6 protein-coding genes are annotated in these 16,925 nt (G+C 73.1%); 1 reads left to right on the top strand and 5 read right to left on the bottom strand.

What is annotated here, in order from left to right:
- Position 1: 1 nt before the first annotated feature.
- From IE278_RS24905 to IE278_RS24885, 5 genes are all read right to left on the bottom strand, one after another.
- The gene (locus IE278_RS24905) at positions 2-1,249 is read right to left on the bottom strand and encodes an MFS transporter (protein WP_189775488.1); all 1,248 of its coding nucleotides are present in this window, start codon (positions 1,247-1,249) and stop codon (positions 2-4) included.
- A complete protein-coding gene (locus IE278_RS24900) occupies positions 1,246-2,055 on the bottom strand; it encodes a thioesterase II family protein (RefSeq protein ID WP_189775487.1) in 810 nt (269 codons plus the stop codon). The genes IE278_RS24905 and IE278_RS24900 overlap by 4 nt, the downstream gene beginning before the upstream one ends.
- A gap of 10 nt (positions 2,056-2,065) precedes the next feature.
- Entirely contained in the window at positions 2,066-3,796 is a 1,731-nt protein-coding gene (locus tag IE278_RS24895) for a non-ribosomal peptide synthetase (RefSeq protein WP_189775486.1), read from the bottom strand.
- Position 3,797: 1 nt separating this feature from the next.
- The gene (locus tag IE278_RS24890) at positions 3,798-4,835 is read right to left on the bottom strand and encodes a TauD/TfdA family dioxygenase (RefSeq protein ID WP_189775485.1); all 1,038 of its coding nucleotides are present in this window, start codon (positions 4,833-4,835) and stop codon (positions 3,798-3,800) included.
- A gap of 104 nt (positions 4,836-4,939) precedes the next feature.
- Entirely contained in the window at positions 4,940-5,158 is a 219-nt protein-coding gene (locus IE278_RS24885) for an MbtH family protein (protein ID WP_281403190.1), read from the bottom strand.
- Between the two features lie 373 nt (positions 5,159-5,531).
- Between IE278_RS24885 and IE278_RS24880 the strand changes: the two genes are divergently transcribed.
- Positions 5,532-16,925, top strand: an 11,394-nt coding sequence (locus tag IE278_RS24880; protein WP_189775484.1) for a non-ribosomal peptide synthetase, incomplete at its 3' end; no start/stop codon positions are given.

Raw genomic sequence — 16,925 nt, 5'->3', positions numbered from 1 at the left:
CTCAGGCGGCCTCGGCCGCAACCGGCCTCGGCCGGACCGCTTCGCGCAGCAGCAGGGTGGTGGCCACGCTGCCCACTCCGGTCAGCGCGATCGCGACGCCGACCGGCACGAACTCGGCGAAGACGCCGAACACCAGGGGGCCGACACCTTGGATGCTCATGGTGGTGGTGTTCAGCAACGCGAAGCCTTGGCCCTGGAGTTCGGTGGGAACGGCTTCCAGGAAGCGTCGCTGCAGGCCCAGCAGGTAGGCGGAGCCGGTGCCGGTGACGACGTAGGCGGCGGCGACCGCCGGATAGGGCAGGTCCAGGGCGAGCGTGAGCGAGGGGGCGCCCATCACCAGCAGCAGCGGCAGGACCAGCCGTTCCCGGGTGGCGGGCGCGAACGCCCGGCCGATGACGACGTCACCGATCAGCATGCCGACCGAGGTGGTGGCCAGCAGGACACCGGTCTGCTGGGGGCTGAACCCGCGGTGTGCGCTGTAGGGGATGATCAGGCTGCCCGCCGCGGCCAGGTAGGCGGCGGGCAGGCACTGCGCCATGATCAGCTTGAGTACACCGGGGCTGGCGACCAGCGCGGCGTTGCCCCGCAGGGTCCGGCGCACGATCGACCCGCCGTCCGTCGCGGGCGCCTTCGCCGGCGCGTTCGCGGGGGCGGCCCGGGCGGGCGACAGGAACAGGCGGCTGATCACCGCGGCGACCAGGTGCGCGCCGGCGGTGACCAGCATCGTGCGCTCCACGCCCAGCCAGACCACCAGCGTCCCGCCGGCGGCCATGCCCACCATCTGCGCGCAGACCGCGACGATGTAGGACAGTGAGCGCCCCAGGACGTAGGTGTCGCCGGCGAGGGCTTCCGCGAGGACCCTGGCCGTGGCCCCGGTGGTGACCGGGGTCAGGCAGGCCACGCCGGCGACCAGGACCAGGCTGGCGGCGACCGGGAGGTGCCCGAACGCGAGCAGCAGCCCGACCGCGCACTGGAGGGCGTAGCCGGTGCTGATGAGGGTGCGCGGGGTGAACCGGTCCGCCAGCGCGGCGAGGAACAGGCCGCCGGCGGCCTGCGGCAGGAAGTTGATGGTCATCGTCACCGCGGTGAGCAGCGGTGAGCCGGTCCGGTCGTACACCAGCACCGCGAGTGCCACGGCCCGCAGGGTGTCGGACATGACGCCGAGCAGCCGGCCGGCGAAGACGGCACGGAACTGGGCGACCGCGAAGACCTGGCCGTAGGTGGCCTTCACGGTGAACTGATCGGTCATGGGCTGGGCACTCCCGGGGCCTTCCTGGGTCGTTTCTCCAGGTTGATCGCACTGATGCGGGTGGGCAGGGTCCGCCACACCTCGGGGGTGTAGAAGTGTCCGCCGGGCAGCTGGTCGTGCCGGTAGGAGCCAAGGGCCAGCTCCTTCCACTGTGCGGGTGCGTCGGCCTCGATCACCGCGTCGTCGGCGCCGGCGAGGAACTGCACCGGCATGGTGACGCCCGGGGCGCCGTTGTGGTGGAAGGTGTCGCGCACGGCGATGTCGGCGCGCATGATCTCCACCGCCATCTCCAGCAGGTCCGGGTCGCCGAGCACGTGGTCGGCGACCAGCCCGTGGGTGCGCATCCAGGTCATCAGGTCCTCGTCGCTGTCCTGGCGGGCCGGGAACATGTCGCGCGGGGTGAGGCCACGGGCCGGGGCGTTGCACGAGGACACCACCAGGGCGTCGGGGACGCAGCTGCCCCGGGCCTCCAGCCGGGTGGCGACGTCGAAAGCCATCCACCCGCCCATGCTGTGGCCGAACAGGACGTAGGGGCGGTCGCCGACGGCGGAGACGACGGTGCGGGTGGCGTCCTCGGCGAGCTCGTCCCAGGTGGTGGCGAAGTCCTCCATGAAGCGGCCGTCGCGGCCGGGGTAGCAGACCAGCGCGAGGTCCACGTCCGGTGCGACGACCCCGGCCCATGGGTGGTAGGGCCCGATGCCGCCGCCGCAGAAGCCCAGGCAGACCAGGGTGGTGGCGGCGTCGTCGAGCTGTTTCGGGCGGATCACGGCGGTGTTTTGCCGGGCCGCCCCCGGGCGGTTGGCCATGTGTTCTCCTCTAGCGCTCGGCCGTCGCGGCCGCGCCGACGTGGGTGGCCCGGACGAACTCGGCGAAGTCCCGCAACAGCGGCCGCCGGTAGACGTCGCGGATGGACAGGGCCGTGTCGAGCTCCTTCTTGACCCGGGCCACGACGCGGATCGCCATCAGGGAGTGGGCGCCGAGGGCGAAGAAGTCGTCGTCGGCGAAGACCCGGTCCCGGCCGAGGACGTCCGCCCACACGTCGGCGACCAGCTCCTCGTACCTGCCCTCCGGCTGCCGCCCGTCGGTCCGGCCGGCGTCGGGGTCGGGCAGCCCGGCGAGGTCGATTTTGCCGTTGACGGTCAGCGGGAACGCGGCGATCGGGACCAGGCGTGCGGGGACCAGGTGGGCCGGCAGCCGTGCGGCCAGGTGCGCGCGCAGCGCGTCGAGGTCGACGTCGCCGACGCAGTACGCGACCAGGTCGTCGGCGCGGGCGACCACGACGGCGGCGCAGCCTTCCCGGTAGGCGGCGACGGCGGCCTCGATCTCGCCGGGTTCGATCCGGAAGCCGCGCACCTTGACCTGGCGGTCGGCCCGGCCGACGAACTCCAGTGCGCCGTCGGCCCGCCACCGGACTTCGTCGCCGGTGCGGTACATCCGGCCTCCGCCGCCGGCGAACGGGTCGGCGACGAAGCGTTCGGCGGTCAGGCCGGGACGGCCGGCGTAGCCGCGGGCGACGGCGTCACCGGCGAGGTAAAGCTCGCCGGTGACGCCCACCGGGACCTTCACCAGGCGGTCGTCCAGCACGTGGGCCTCGACGTCAGGCAGCGGCGGGCCGATGTGCGGCTCGTCGCCCTCGATCGGGGCGATGGTGGAATCGACGGTGCACTCGGTCGGCCCGTACAGGTTGTACGCCTCGACGCGGCCCTGCCGCCCGGCCTCGGCCAGTCGCCGCCACAGCGCGGGGGAGACCGGCTCGCCGCCGAGGAACAGGCGCAGTGACGGGCTGGTGATCCCGGACTCCACGGCCTCCCAGTGGGACGGGGTGGCGTCGACGTCGGTGATCCCGTACGCGGCCAGTGCGGCGCCGAAGCGGGCGGGGTCGCGCCGCTCCTCCTCGTCGAGGACCACGATGGTGTCGCCGCGGCAGATCCGTGCCCACTGCTGGACGGAGGCGTCGAAGGACGCGCTGGCGTTCCAGCCGACCACGCGGTGTTCGTCGGGGTAGGCGCCGACGGCTTCGAGCCGGTGCAGCAGGGAGGCCACGCCGCCCCGGGTCGCGACGACGCCCTTGGGCACCCCGGTGGAGCCGGAGGTGTAGATGACGTAGGCGGCGTCGGCGGGGGTCACGGGCACCGGCGCAGTGGCGGGGCCGGCGGCGCAGGGGGCGATCACCTCGACGCCGGCGAGCCGGGTCGGGCGGTCGTCGGCCGCGACGACCAGCCGCGGGCCGCAGTCGCGGATCAGGAAGGCGATCCGCTCGTCGGGGTGGCGCGGGTCGAGCGGTACGTAGGCCGCGCCCGCGCTCCAGGCGGCGAGCAGCGCGGTGACGAGGTCGACGCCGCGCTCCAGGCAGACGCCGACGTGGTCGCCGCGGCGTACGCCGCGCTCGCGCAGGGCGCCTGCCAGTGCGGTGACGCGGCCGGCGAGCTGGGCGAAGGTGACGCCGGCGCCGCGGAAGCGGACGGCGGGGCGGTCCGGCGTGGCGGCGGCGGCCCGCAGGAACCGGGCCAGTGGGTCGTGACCGGTGACGTGCTGACGGCCTGTCATCTCAGACGAACCTCGCCTCGGCGTCGACGGTGGGCAGGCAGTCCCGGACGGAGACCGGACCGCCCATGGCGACGACGATGCGGCGCTCGCCCCGGAACGGCTCCCGGCCGTGGGCGGTGAGGATGTTGTCGACGACCATGACGTCGCCGGGCTGCCAGGAGCGCCGGACGGTGGCGGCGGCGTAGGCGGCGTTGAGGGTGGCGAGGTCGTCCTCGGTGAGTGATTCGCCGTCGCCGAAGGACGTCTCGAAGGGCAGGCCGTCGGGTCCGAACTCGTCGACCAGGGATGCGCGGATCTCCTCGTCCAGGGACCACGAGTTCCAGAACGCCATGTGGTTGAACCAGACTTCGTCACCGGTGTGCGGGTGCGTGATGATGCCGGCCCGGACCTGACTGGTGCTCAGGTCGTCGCCGCTCCAGCGGGCGGCGATCAGGTTCTCGGCGCAGTAGGCCTCCACCTGTTCGGCGTGGTCGGCGGCGAAGGCGGTGCGCCAGTCCAGCGAGACCAGGTCGGAGTAGTTGCGCCGCAGCGCCCAGCCGGTGGCACGCATCCGGCGCACCAGGTGGTCGGGCAGTTCGCGCAGGACCGCCCGGCAGTCGGCGACCGGAGTGGCGCCGCCCTGCGCCGGGGCGGTGAGGCAGCAGAAGACCAGCGTTCCCGGGAAGTCCAGGGTGTAGCTGTTCTCGTTGTGCATGCGGATGGGCTGGGCCGGCGGCAGGTCGGTGGAGGAGAACACGTCGTCGCCGTAGCTGTGCCGCGGTGTGGCCTTCTCCCGGTACGGGGTGCGCTGCGGGACGAGGAGGTTGCGGACGGCGCCGAAGTCCTGCACGTCGCGCACCGGCAGACCGCGCAGGTACAGCGACCCGTGGGTACGGGTGGCGGCGCGGAGATCGTCGTCGACCGAGCGCAGCCAGTCCAGCGCGTCGGCGAGTGCGGGCAGCTCAGGGGTGACCACCAGCGGCGGGGCCCCGGCTTCGAGCTGGATGTCGAGCCTGCTGTCGAACTGACTCGCGATTCCTTGACCGGTGGCATTCGTCATCTGACGCCGAACCTCTTCCGGAGTTGTGAAAATCGCATGAAGAGAGCGTGGAATTGCTGGTGGACGCTTTACGTGCGGGGTTCATCGATCCGAACGGCCGCATATTACCGGCCGTCGCCGCGTAGCGCCTCGATCAGCGATTTCGGGCGCAAGTCGGTCCAGTTCCGCTCGATGTATTCGAGGCACTCCTCCCGCGCTTCCGGCCCGTGAACCAGGCTCCAGCCAGCGGGAACGTCGGCGAATGCGGGCCATAGCGAATGCTGTCCCTCGGTGTTGGTCAGCACGAGGTATTGGCCTTCCGCATTGTCGAAAGGATTCGTCAAATTAACCGTCCTCATAGCGGCATATTGCTTTTCGATCATCACCATAACCACAGCTTTGATCGCCTGGCAACCGCCTCTCGGAGGCGGCGGGGGCTCCGTGCCGAGATCGGCTTGATCTGTTTGGTCGGGCGTGAAATGGGGTGTTGATTATCTTGAACCCGGCACCTACTTTGAAATGGTCGTGGCAGCCGGAACCTGCCTGTGGCGTGCCCATCGGCGCCCGGGGCCGGACCACCTACTTCTGACGCCGGACCACTTACTTCTGACGGGTGACAGCCGCCGACCCCACGCCCCGGTGACGCCGGTCGCGCGTGCCCGGAGTCGGTGCGCCGTGCCCTGTGCCGCTACTTCGGGGAAGGACGGAAAGAGGCGTATGCCCAGGTTGCCGAGGCTTCCGCGCGCACTGCAGGACACCAGGGGGGCGGACGGACCGAATCCGCCCTCCGGGGAGGGAAGCACCACCCGCGCACTGGCCCCCGAACTGCTCGACGCCGCCCGCTCGTTGGCTGCCGACCACGAAACCGACCTGTTCTCCGTGCTGACAACCGCCTTCGCGGCGGTGCTGGCCCGGTACGACGGCCCCGAGCTGATCGAGCTCGGCGGCGCGCCCGGCGAGCTGCTGGCGATCACACCCGGGCGCCAGGACACCTTCGCCGACCTCCTGCGCACCGTCCGCCTGACCGGGCGCCGGCAGGTCGACGAGGAGCGCCACCTGGCCGCCGACGCGGTGTTGCGACCGGCGACCGCCGAGCCGTCGAAGCACCAACTGGTGGTCGAGGTGCGGGAGTCCGCCGCACAGGTCCACCTGGACGTGGCCTTCGACGCCGACGCGTTCGACCACGCAACCGTCGAGCGGCTCCTTGGGCACCTGACGACCCTGCTGGCCGCCTGCGTCGCCGACCCGGGCCTGCGCCCGCTCACCGAGGTCCCGCTGCTCACGGCCGCGGAGCAGCAGCGGATGCTGGTCGACTGGAACGACACCCCGACCGGGTTCGACCACGACCGCACCCTTCACGCGTGCGTCGCCGAACGGGTCGCGGCCGACCCCGACGGGGTGCTGCTGATCCACCGCGGCACGGCCTGGAGCGCCGGCCGGGTCGACAGGGCCGCCAACCGGCTCGCCCACCGACTGCGGGCACTCGGCGTCGGCCGGGGCGGCCGGGTCGCGTTGTGCCTGGAGCGGGGACCGGACCTGATGGTGGCGATCCTGGGCATCCTCAAGGCGGGCGCCGCGTACGTCCCGATGGACGCCGACTACCCCGTGGAACGTCTGGCGTACATGATGAACGCCGCCGACTGCCACGCCCTGGTCACCGAGACGCCGCTGGTGCCGCGGCTGCCGCGCACCGACATCCCGGTGGTACTGACGGACCGGGACGCCGCGGAGCTGGAGCGGCTGCCGGACCACGCCCCCGAGGACGTCACCGGCCCGGACGACCTCTGCTACATCATCTTCACCTCCGGCTCCACCGGCCGGCCCAAGGGCATCGCCATCCGGCACCGGGGCGTCGTCAACAACCTGCCCGACATCAGTGCCACCGCAGGGGTCGGCCCCGCGGACCGGGTGATCGCGCTGTCCTCGCCGAGTTTCGACATGTCGGTCTACGAGCTGCTGGGTCTCGCCGTGGCCGGAGGCTCGGTGGTCTTCCCCGACCCGGGCCGCAGCAAGGATCCGGCGCACTGGCACGACCTGGTGCGACAGCACGGCGTCACGGTGTGGAACTCCGCGCCCGCCCTGCTGGAGCTCTACGTCGAGCACGTGCGCGCGCTCGGCGACCGGACCGGCATCCGCACCGTGATTCTGGGCGGCGACTGGAGCCTGCCGGACCTCCCCGAGCGCCTGGAGGCCCTCTCCCCGGGCATCCGGGTGCACGTCTTCGGCGGGTTCGCCGAGGTGTCCATCTCCTCCACCTGGTTCCTGGCGGGCAAGCCGCTGCCGGGCTGGTCGAGCATCCCGTTCGGACGGCCGATGGCCGGCCAGCGGCTGTACGTGCTGGACGCGGCCAAGCAGCCGGTCCCGGTCGGCGTGGTGGGCGAGATCCACATGGCGGGCCTGGGCGTCGCCCAGGGGTACTACGGCGACCCGGAACTGACGGCGGCGAAGTTCTTCGAGTGGTCGCACGGCCCGGTGCGTGCGGAGCGCCTGTACGCCACCGGCGACCTGGCCAGGTTCCACCCCGACGGGCTGGTGGAGCTGGTCGGACGCATCGACCACCAGGTCAAGATCCGCGGCGTGCGGGTCGAGCTCGGCGAGATCGAGTCCGTGCTGCGCGAGGACCCGTCGGTGGCCCGGGCGGTGGCCCTCGCCCGCAAGGACGCCGCCGGCGACCAGCGGCTGGTGGGCTACGTGGTCGCGCGGGCCGGCGCCGGGATCGATCCGGCGGCGCTGCGGCGGCGGATCCGCACCTGGCTGCCCGAGCAGATGGTGCCCTCCGCGATCGTGGTCCTGGACGAGCTGCCGATCAGCCCGAACGGGAAGGTCGACCGCAAGGCGCTGCCGGCGCCCACGTACACGGTTGCGGGCGGCCGGGATCCGAGGGACGCCGCCGAGCGGGAGCTGTGCGCGCTCTTCGCCGAGCTGCTCGGCGTGGAGCGAGTGAGTATCGACGACAGCTTCTTCGACCTCGGCGGCAACTCGCTGCACGGCATCAGGCTGGTGCGACGGCTGCGGGCCCGGTACGACGCGGACCTATCGATCAGGACCCTGTTCGACGCACCCACCGCCGCGGAGCTGGCCGCCCGGGTCAGGGGACGAGCCGGCCAGCGGCGCGCGCCGCTGACACCGCTGGAGCGCCCCGACCCGCTGCCGCTGTCCCTGGCGCAGCAGAGGCTGTGGTTCGTCGAACAGCTCAACGGGCCGTCGGCGCTGTACAACATCCCGTTCAGCTTCCGGATCACCGGCCCGGTCGACACCGCAGCGCTGATCGGGGCGCTGCGTGACGTGGTGGAGCGGCACGAGGCCCTGCGCACCGTGTTCGTGGCCGACAGCGGGATGCCGCAGCAGCGGATCGTGGCCACTCCGGCGGCCGAGGACCTGGTCCGGCAGATGCGCCTGCCGGCCGCCGAGCTGGACGCGGCCGTCCGGTACGCGGCCCGGCAGGAGTTCGACCTGGCCACCCAGATCCCGTTCCGGGCCTGGCTGTTCGAGACCGGTCCGCAGCTGCGCCAGCTGCTGATGGTGGTCCACCACATCGCGGGCGACGGCTGGTCGATGCGGCCGCTCGCCGACGACCTGACGGCCGCCTACGCCGCCAGGTGCGCGGGCCGGACGCCCGAGTGGGCGCCGCTGCCGGTCCAGTACGCCGACTACACGCTGTGGCAGCGCGACCGGCTCGGCGCGGTGGACGCGCCGGACACCCCGCTGCACCGCCAAGTGCGTTACTGGCAGGAACAATTGGCCCACCTGCCGGACCGGGTCGGCTTCCCCGCCGACCGTCCACGTCCGGCCGTCGCCTCGCAGAACAGCGCAACGCTGCCGCTGACCGTCCCCACCGACCTGCACGAGCGGCTGACGGAGCTGGGCCGCCACACCGGCACCACCTTGTTCATGGTGCTGCACGCGAGCCTGGCGGTGCTGCTCACCCGCGCCGGCGCAGGCACCGACCTGGCGGTGGGCACGATGGCGGCCGGCCGCACCGAGGACGAACTCGACGACCTGGTCGGCTTCTTCGTCAACACCCTCGTCATCCGCACCAGCACCGCGGACGACCCGCGCTTCACCGACCTGCTGGCGCGGGTGCGGGAGACCTGCATCGGCGCCGACGAGCACCAGGACCTGCCGTTCGACCGGTTGGTGGAGGCGCTCAACCCGGTGCGCTCGACCGCGCACCACCCGCTGTACCAGGTCAGTCTGACGCTCCAGAACACACCGGACGCGCGGATCGGGGTGGCGGGCGCTGAGGTCTGCGCGCAGATCCTGTCCACCGGGAAGCTGCTGACCGACGTGCACTTCGACGTCACCGAGTCGTGGACCGACGACGGCCGGCCCGGTGGCATCCGCCTGGTGGCGCACTACGCCCTGGACCTGTTCGAGGCGCAGTCCGTCCGCTCCCTGCTGGAGGGCTGGGTCGCGGTCCTGGCGCAGGCCGCCGACGACCCGGCGACCCGGGTCGGCGCGTTCCCCACGCCCGGCGGGTGGGAGCCGGCGGCGCTGCTGGCGCGCACCGGCGCGGGCGCCGGCCCGGAGGCCGGTGCGTTCGTGCCGCAACCGCAGGACGCCCTCACGGGCGACAGCCGGGCCCCGCGCGACGGCCAGGAGGCGCTGCTGAGCCAGCTGTTCGGTGAGGTGCTCGGCGCCGACCGGGTGTCGATCGACGACAACTTCTTCGCGATGGGCGGCCATTCGCTGCTCGCCACCCGGCTGCTGAGCCGGATCCGCGCCACCACCGGCGCCAGACTGCGAGTGCGTCAACTCTTCGAGGCGCCGACCGTCGCCGAACTCGTCCAGCGGCTGCGCGACAGCGCCCCGCCGCGCGAGCCACTGACTCCGCAGGTCCGCCCGGAGCGCATCCCGCTGTCGTACGCGCAGCGCCGCCTATGGTTCCAGGACCGCCTGCAGGGCCCGTCGGCGACGTACAACATGCCGCTCGCGCTGCGCCTGGACGGGCGGCTCGACAGCGCCGCGCTGGAGAGCGCGCTCGGCGACCTGGTGCGCCGTCACGAGTCGCTGCGGACGGTCTACCCGGACGTCGAGGGCACTGCGGAGCAACGCATCGTCCCGGCCGCGGAGGCGTCCGTCGAGCTCGACCGCCGCCGGGTGGACGCCGCGGACCTGGAGGGCGAACTGCTGGCGGTCTCCACCCACACCTTCGACCTGGCGCGCGACCTCCCCTTGCGCGCCTGGCTGTTCGAGGTGGCGCCGCAGCGACACGTGCTGCTGGTGATCGTCCACCACATCGCCGGCGACGGCTGGTCGCTGGTGCCGCTGGCCGAGGACCTGATGGCGGCGTACGCGGCGCGGCGCTCGGGCGGCGAGCCGGACTGGGCCCCGCTGCCCGTGCAGTACGCGGACTACACGCTGTGGCAACTGGCGACGCTGGGGGCCGGCGACGACCCGGCGAGTGTGATGTCCCGGCAGGTCAACTACTGGACGGAGCACCTGGCGGGGCTACCGGAAGTGGTGTCCTACCCGACCGGCCGGCCGCGGCCCGCGGTGGCCTCCTACCGGGGCTCGATGGAGACCTTCGAGCTGTCCGCCGAGCTGCACCGGGAGCTGGTGGCGCTGGCGCAGGGCGCGGGCGCGACGCTCTTCATGGTGGTGCAGGCCGCGATGGCGGCGCTGCTGACCAGGATGGGCGCGGGCACGGACACCGCGGTCGGCGCGCCGATCGCGGGCCGGCTCGACAACGGCCTGGACGACCTGGTCGGGTTTTTCGTCAACACCCTGGTGATCAGGACCGACACCAGCGGCGACCCGACCTTCGCGGAACTGCTGCGGCGGGTCCGGGAAACCTGCCTGGTGGCCTACGAGCACCAGGATGTGCCGTTCGACCACCTGGTGGAGCGGGTCAACCCGCGCCGCTCGGCCGCCCACCACCCGCTGTTCCAGATCATCCTGGCGGTGCAGAACAACAAGGCCCCCGACTTCGCCCTGGCCGACCTGGACGTCGCCTACGACGCGCCGCCGACCGGCCGCACCCAGTTCGACCTGCACGTCGACCTGTTCGAACGGTTCGACGAGGCCGGCCGGCCGGCCGGTGTGACCTGCAACATCGACTACGCGACCGACCTGTACGACGCGGCCGGCGTGGTCCGGCTGTTCGAGCGCTGGCAGCGGATGCTGGCCGGGGCGGCGGCCGCGCCGCAGACCCGGCTCAGCCGCCTGCCGCTGCTCGCCCCCGCCGAGCGCGCCGAGCTGCTGGTCGCGCGCAACGACACCGCCCACCCGGTGCGCGACGCCCCGCTGACCGAGCTGTTCGCCGCGCAGGTCCGCAGGGCCCCGGACGCGGTCGCGCTGGTCTTTCAGGGCGGGCAGTGGACGTACCGGCAGCTGGACGAGCGGGCCGACCGGGTGGCGAACTGGCTGCTCGCCCGGGGCACCCGGCCGGAGGACCCGGTCGCCGTCGCCCTGCCCCGCTCGCCGGAGCTGCTCGCCGTCCTGCTCGGCGTCCTCAAGGCGGGGGCCGCGTACCTGCCGGTCGACCTCGGCCATCCGGACGCCCACATCGGCTACGTGATGGCCGACGCGCGCCCGGTGTGCGTCGTCACCGGCGCCGACGCGGTCGAGCGGCTCGCCGCGCTGGCACCCGGCGCGCAGGTCGCCGACCTGGTCTCGGCGCTGGAGGGCCCCGCCGCAGGTGCCGCGCTGCCCGTCGTGCGGCCGGACCAGCTGGCCTACGTGATGTACACCTCCGGCTCCACCGGCCGCCCCAAGGGCATCGCGACGACCCACCGCAACGTCGCCGAGCTGGTGCAGGACCCGGCGTGGGGCAGCGGGCACAGCCGGGTGCTGGCGCACTCCCCGCACGTGTTCGACGCCTCCACGTACGAGCTGTGGGTGCCGCTGTGCTCGGGCGGCACGGTGGTGCTCGCTCCGCCCGGCGCGGCCGACCCGGCCGTGCTGACGGGGTGCATCGAGGAGTACGGTGTGACGGCCGCGTGGATGACGGCGGCGCTGTTCACGGTGGTCGCCGCGCAGTACCCGCAGCGGCTGCGTACCCTGACCGAGATCTGGTCGGGCGGCGACGTGGTGCCTGCCTCGGCGGTGGCACTGGTGCGGGCGGCGGCGCCCGAGGTCCGGATCGTCGACGGCTACGGGCCGACCGAGACCACCACGTTCGTCCTGCACTTCCCCATCGACGCGGACGCCGACCTCGATGCCGGCGTCCCGGTCGGCCGGCCGCTGGCCAACACCCGGGCCTATGTCCTGGACGGGGCGCTGGAGCCGGTGGCCGACGGCGTCGCGGGCGAGCTGTACGTCGCGGGTGCGGGCCAGGCCCGCGGCTACCTGGGGCGGGCCGCGCTGACCGCCGAGCGCTTCGTCGCGAACCCGTTCGGGCCGCCCGGGTCACGGATGTACCGGACCGGGGACGTGGTCCGCTGGTCCGCGCGGGGGCAGCTGGAGTTCATCGGCCGCGCCGACGACCAGGTGAAGCTGCGCGGCCACCGGATCGAGCCCGGCGAGGTCGAGGCGGTGCTGCGGGAGGACCCGGCGGTGCTGGCCGCCACCGTGGTGGTGCGCGAGGACGTCCCCGGCGACCGCCGCCTGGTCGGCTACGTGGTGCCGATGCCGGACGCGGACACCGACCCGGGCGACTTCGTGGCCGACTGGGAGGCGACGTACGAGTCGCTGTACGGGCACGAGGACGCCGTCGGGTTCGGCGCGGACTTCTCCGGCTGGAACAGCTCCTACACCGGCGCACCGATCCCGCTGGCCGAGATGCGCGAATGGCAGGCCGCCACCGTCGGCCGGATCCTCGCACTGGAGCCGGGCAACGTGCTGGAGATCGGCGTCGGCACCGGCCTGCTGCTCAGCGAACTGCTGCCGCACGTGGAGTCCTACTGGGCCACCGACTTCTCCGCCTCGGTGATCGACCGGCTCACCTTTCAGCTGCGCGACACCGAGTGGGCCGGGCGCACCCACCTGTCCACCCGCGGCGCGGACGACTTCGAGGGCCTGCCCGCCGGACACTTCGACACCGTCGTGATCAACTCCGTGATCCAGTACTTCCCGTCCGGCGACTACCTGACGCGGGTGCTGGAGGGCGCGCTGGCGCTGCTGCGGCCCGGCGGGCGGATCTTCGTCGGCGACGTGCGCAACCGGATGTCGCTGCGCGCCTTCCACGTCGCGCTCCAAACCGGGCGCTTCGGAGCGGACGCCGAGGCGGCACGGGTACTGGAGGCGGCCGACGCGGCGTTGCGCCTGGAGCGGGAACTCGTCGTCGATCCCGGGTTCTTCGCGGCACTGACCGGGCGCGCGGACGTCGCCGGGGTCGACGTCCGGCTGAAGCGGGGCCTGGGCCGCAACGAGATGTCCCTGCACCGCTACGACGTGACGCTGCACAAGGCGCCCGTGCCCTCGCACCCGCTGGCGCGGCTGCCCGAGGTGGGGTGGCCGGGCGGCGGCCTGGCAGCCGTCGAGGAGATCGTCGCGGCGCACACCGGCGGCGTCCGGATCCGCGGCCTGCTCAACGAGCGGACCGCGGCGGAGTGGCACACCCTGCGGGCACTGCAGGACGCTGCGCCCGGGGCCCGGCTCGCGGACCTCCCGCAGGCCGACACCGGGCAGGCGCTCGACCCCGAGTCGCTGCACGCCTGGGGCGACGCCAACGGCCGGACGGTGGCCACCACCTACTGCGGGGGCCGCGCCGACCTGTTCGACGCGGTGGTGCTGTCGGCCGAACTGGCCACCGCCCCGCTCGACGGACTGTGGCAGGCCGAATCCCGCCCGGACGCGCTGGTCAACACACCGACCCGGACGATGGCAGCGGGCCGACTGATCAAGGCGCTGCGCGCCGGGCTCGCCGAGCGGCTGCCGCAGTACCTGGTGCCCTCGGTGCTGATGCTGATCGACACCATCCCGATGACCACCAACGGCAAGGTCGACCGCCAGGCACTGCCCGCACCCACATACACCGGCGACGGCTCGGGGCGCAGCCCGCGCGACGACCGCGAAGCGCTGCTGTGCGACCTGTTCACGGAGGTGCTGGGCGTCGACCGGATCACCATCGACGACAGCTTCTTCGACCTGGGCGGCCACTCGCTGCTCGCCACCCGGCTGGTCAGCCGGGTCCGCACCGCGCTGGGCGTGGAGCTCCCCGTCCGGACCCTGTTCGAGGCACCGAGCGTCGCCGACCTGGCCCAGCGCCTGACCAGCAGGACGCGAGCCAGGCCGGCGCTGGAGCAGGCGGTGCGGCCGGCGACGCTGCCGCTGTCGCACGCGCAGCAGCGCATCTGGTTCGAGCACAGCCTGGAAGGCCCGTCGCCGACCTACAACATGCCGTTCGCGTTCCGGATGACCGGCGACCTGGACACGGCGGCACTGCGCGCAGCGGTGGACGACCTGGTGGCCCGGCACGAGCCACTGCGCACGGTCTTCCCGGTGCTGGACGGCGTTCCCGAGCAGCATGTGCGGCCGGCCGCCGAGGCCGCGGCGCCTTTCACCGAGGAGACGGTGCCGGCCGCGCAGTCCGCGGCCCGGCTCGCCGCGGCGGCCCGGCACCCCTTCGACCTGGCGGCCGAGATCCCGATCCGGACGTGGCTTTTCCGGACCGGTCCGCACGAGCACGTGCTGCTGATCCTGATCCACCACATCGCCGCCGACGGCTGGTCGATGGGCCCGCTGGCCCGCGACCTGGTGACGGCGTACACGGCCCGGCGCTCCGGCATCGCGCCGGCCTGGGAGGCGCTGCCGGTCGAGTACGCCGACTACACGCTGTGGCAGCGGCAGTTGCTGGGCGATCCTTCCGACCCGCACAGCGAGTACACCCGGCAGCTAGAGTACTGGGCGGTGCAGCTTGCGGAGCTCCCGGACGGGGTGGGCTTCCCCACCGACCGGCCGCGGCATACGGCGACCTCGCAGCTGGGCGCAACCACCTGGCTGGAGGTGCCCGCCCGGGTGCACCGGGGGCTGGCGGAGCTGGCCCGCAGTCAGGGCGCGACGACGTTCATGGTGCTGCAGGCGGCCATGGCGGCGCTGCTCACCCGCTACGGCGCGGGCACCGACATCGCGATCGGTACCGGCATCGCGGGCCGCACGGACGAGGCACTGGAGGAACTGGTCGGGTTCTTCGTCAACACCCTGGTGATGCGGACCGACACCTCGGGCGACCCGCGGTTCGTCGACCTGGTCGCGCAGGCGCGGGAGACCGGCATCGCCGCGTACGAGCACCAGGACCTGCCGTTCCACCAGGTGGTGGAGCGCCTGAACCCGGAGCGCTCGGCGTCGGGGCACCCGCTGTTCCAGGTGGCGTTCTTCCTGCAGAACAGTCCGGTGGAGCGGTTCACGCTGCCCGGGATGGAGCTGGAGGTGCAGGAGGCGCCCACCGGGAACTCGGTGTTCGACCTGTTCTTCAGCGTCTGCGAGCGGCCGGACCGGGGCGGCCTGGACGTGATGGTCCAGTACCGCACCGAGCTGTTCGACGCGGCGACCGTGGAGCGGATCACCTCCCGCTGGACGGCCGTGCTCGACTTCGTCCTGGCGCACCCCGAGGCCGCCCTGTCGAAGATCGACATCATCTCGCCGGACGAGCGGGCCGAGCTGCTCGGCAAGCGCAACGCCACGGAGGCGGTGTACCCGGAGCAGACCGTCGCCTCGATGATCGAGGAGTGCGCCCGGACGACGCCCGACGCGCCGGCGGTCGAGGACGAGTCCACCGTCCTGACGTACCGTCAACTCAACGCCCGATCCAACCGGTTGGCGAGCCTGCTGGCCGAGCGCGGAATCCGGCCGGAGGACCGGGTCGGTGTCCACCTGGCCCGCACGCCGGACCTGGTCGTGGCGCTGACGGCGCTGCTGAAGCTCGGCGCCACCTACCTGCCGCTCGACCCGGCGTACCCGGACGACCGGCTGGCGTACCTGCTCGACGACGCCCGGCCCCGGCTCTGCCTGACCGCCGGGCGGCCCGCGCAGGTGCTCAACGGCGTGCCGAGCATCGCGCTGGACGACGACGGGACGGCGGCGGCGCTGGCCGCACAGTCGGACCAGGACCAGGACGCGGCGCCGTGCCACCCTGAGCAGAGCGCGTACATCATCTACACCTCGGGCTCTACCGGCCGCCCCAAAGGCGTCCTGGTGCCGCACCGCGCCCTGCACAAGCTCGCCCAGGAGTACCGCGCCCTGATGCCGCGCGAGCGGCGGGTCGCCCAGTTCGCCGCCGCCGGCTTCGACGTCTCCCTCCAGGAGATGTGCACGGCGCTGGTGTCCGGCGCGACCCTGGTGCTCTGCCCCGACGAAGTACGGCGCGACCCACAGGCGCTGGCCGCCTGGATCGGCCGCCGGTCCGTCACCGAGCTGCACCTGCCCAACATCGCGCTGCAGGCACTGCTCGACGCGCTGCCCGGCACCGAGGACGACCTGGCCCCGCTGACACACATCGTCCAGGCCGGCGAGGCCATGGCCCACTCGGCGTCGCTGCGCCGCGCGCTGGCCCGCAACCGCGCCCTGACCGTGCACAACGAGTACGGACCGACCGAGACCGGCATCGTCGTCATCGCCTGGCGCGGGCGAGAGCTGCCGCCGTCCTCCCCCGAGGTACCGATCGGCCGGCCGATGGCGAACGTGCGCGTGTACGTCCTGGACCAGTGGCTGGGCCCGGTGGCCGACGGGGTGACCGGCGAGCTGTACCTGGCGGGCACCACGGTGGCCAACGGATATGTGGGGCAGCAAGGACTGAGCGCGTCCCGGTTCGTCGCCGACCCGTACGGGCCGCCCGGGTCGCGGATGTACCGCACCGGCGACCTGGTGCGCTGGAACGCCGCCGCCGAGCTGGAGTTCCTGGGCCGGACGGACGACCAGGTGAAGATCCGCGGGTTCCGGATCGAGCCGGGCGAGGTCGAGGTGGCTCTGCGCGAGGAGCCGGGGGTGACCGCAGCCGCGGTGACCGTCCGCGAGGACGAGCCGGGCGACCGCCGGCTGGTCGGCTACGTCGTCCCGCCACCGGGCGGGGCGATCGACACGGTCACGCTGCGGCGGTCGCTGGAGCGGCGGCTGCCGGCGCACCTGGTGCCGTCGGCGCTGGTTGAGATCCCGGCGATCCCCGTCACCCGGAACGGCAAGCTCGACCGGCGCGCGCTGCCCGCGCCCGGCCGCCCGGCCGACCGCGGTGGT

It is taken from the genome of Streptomyces tauricus (genome assembly GCF_014650955.1).
Classification (GTDB): domain Bacteria; phylum Actinomycetota; class Actinomycetes; order Streptomycetales; family Streptomycetaceae; genus Streptomyces; species Streptomyces tauricus.
This window is presented reverse-complemented; position numbering and strand designations above follow the sequence as displayed.

What these genes read in the sequence shown, in the direction of transcription:
- IE278_RS24900 (WP_189775487.1), bottom strand. Translation starts at nt 2,055, where the DNA reads ATGGCCAACCGCCCGGGGGCGGCCCGGCAAAACACCGCCGTGATCCGC.
- IE278_RS24905 (WP_189775488.1), bottom strand. Translation starts at nt 1,249, where the DNA reads ATGACCGATCAGTTCACCGTGAAGGCCACCTACGGCCAGGTCTTCGCG.
- IE278_RS24895 (WP_189775486.1), bottom strand. Translation starts at nt 3,796, where the DNA reads ATGACAGGCCGTCAGCACGTCACCGGTCACGACCCACTGGCCCGGTTC.
- IE278_RS24890 (WP_189775485.1), bottom strand. Translation starts at nt 4,835, where the DNA reads ATGACGAATGCCACCGGTCAAGGAATCGCGAGTCAGTTCGACAGCAGG.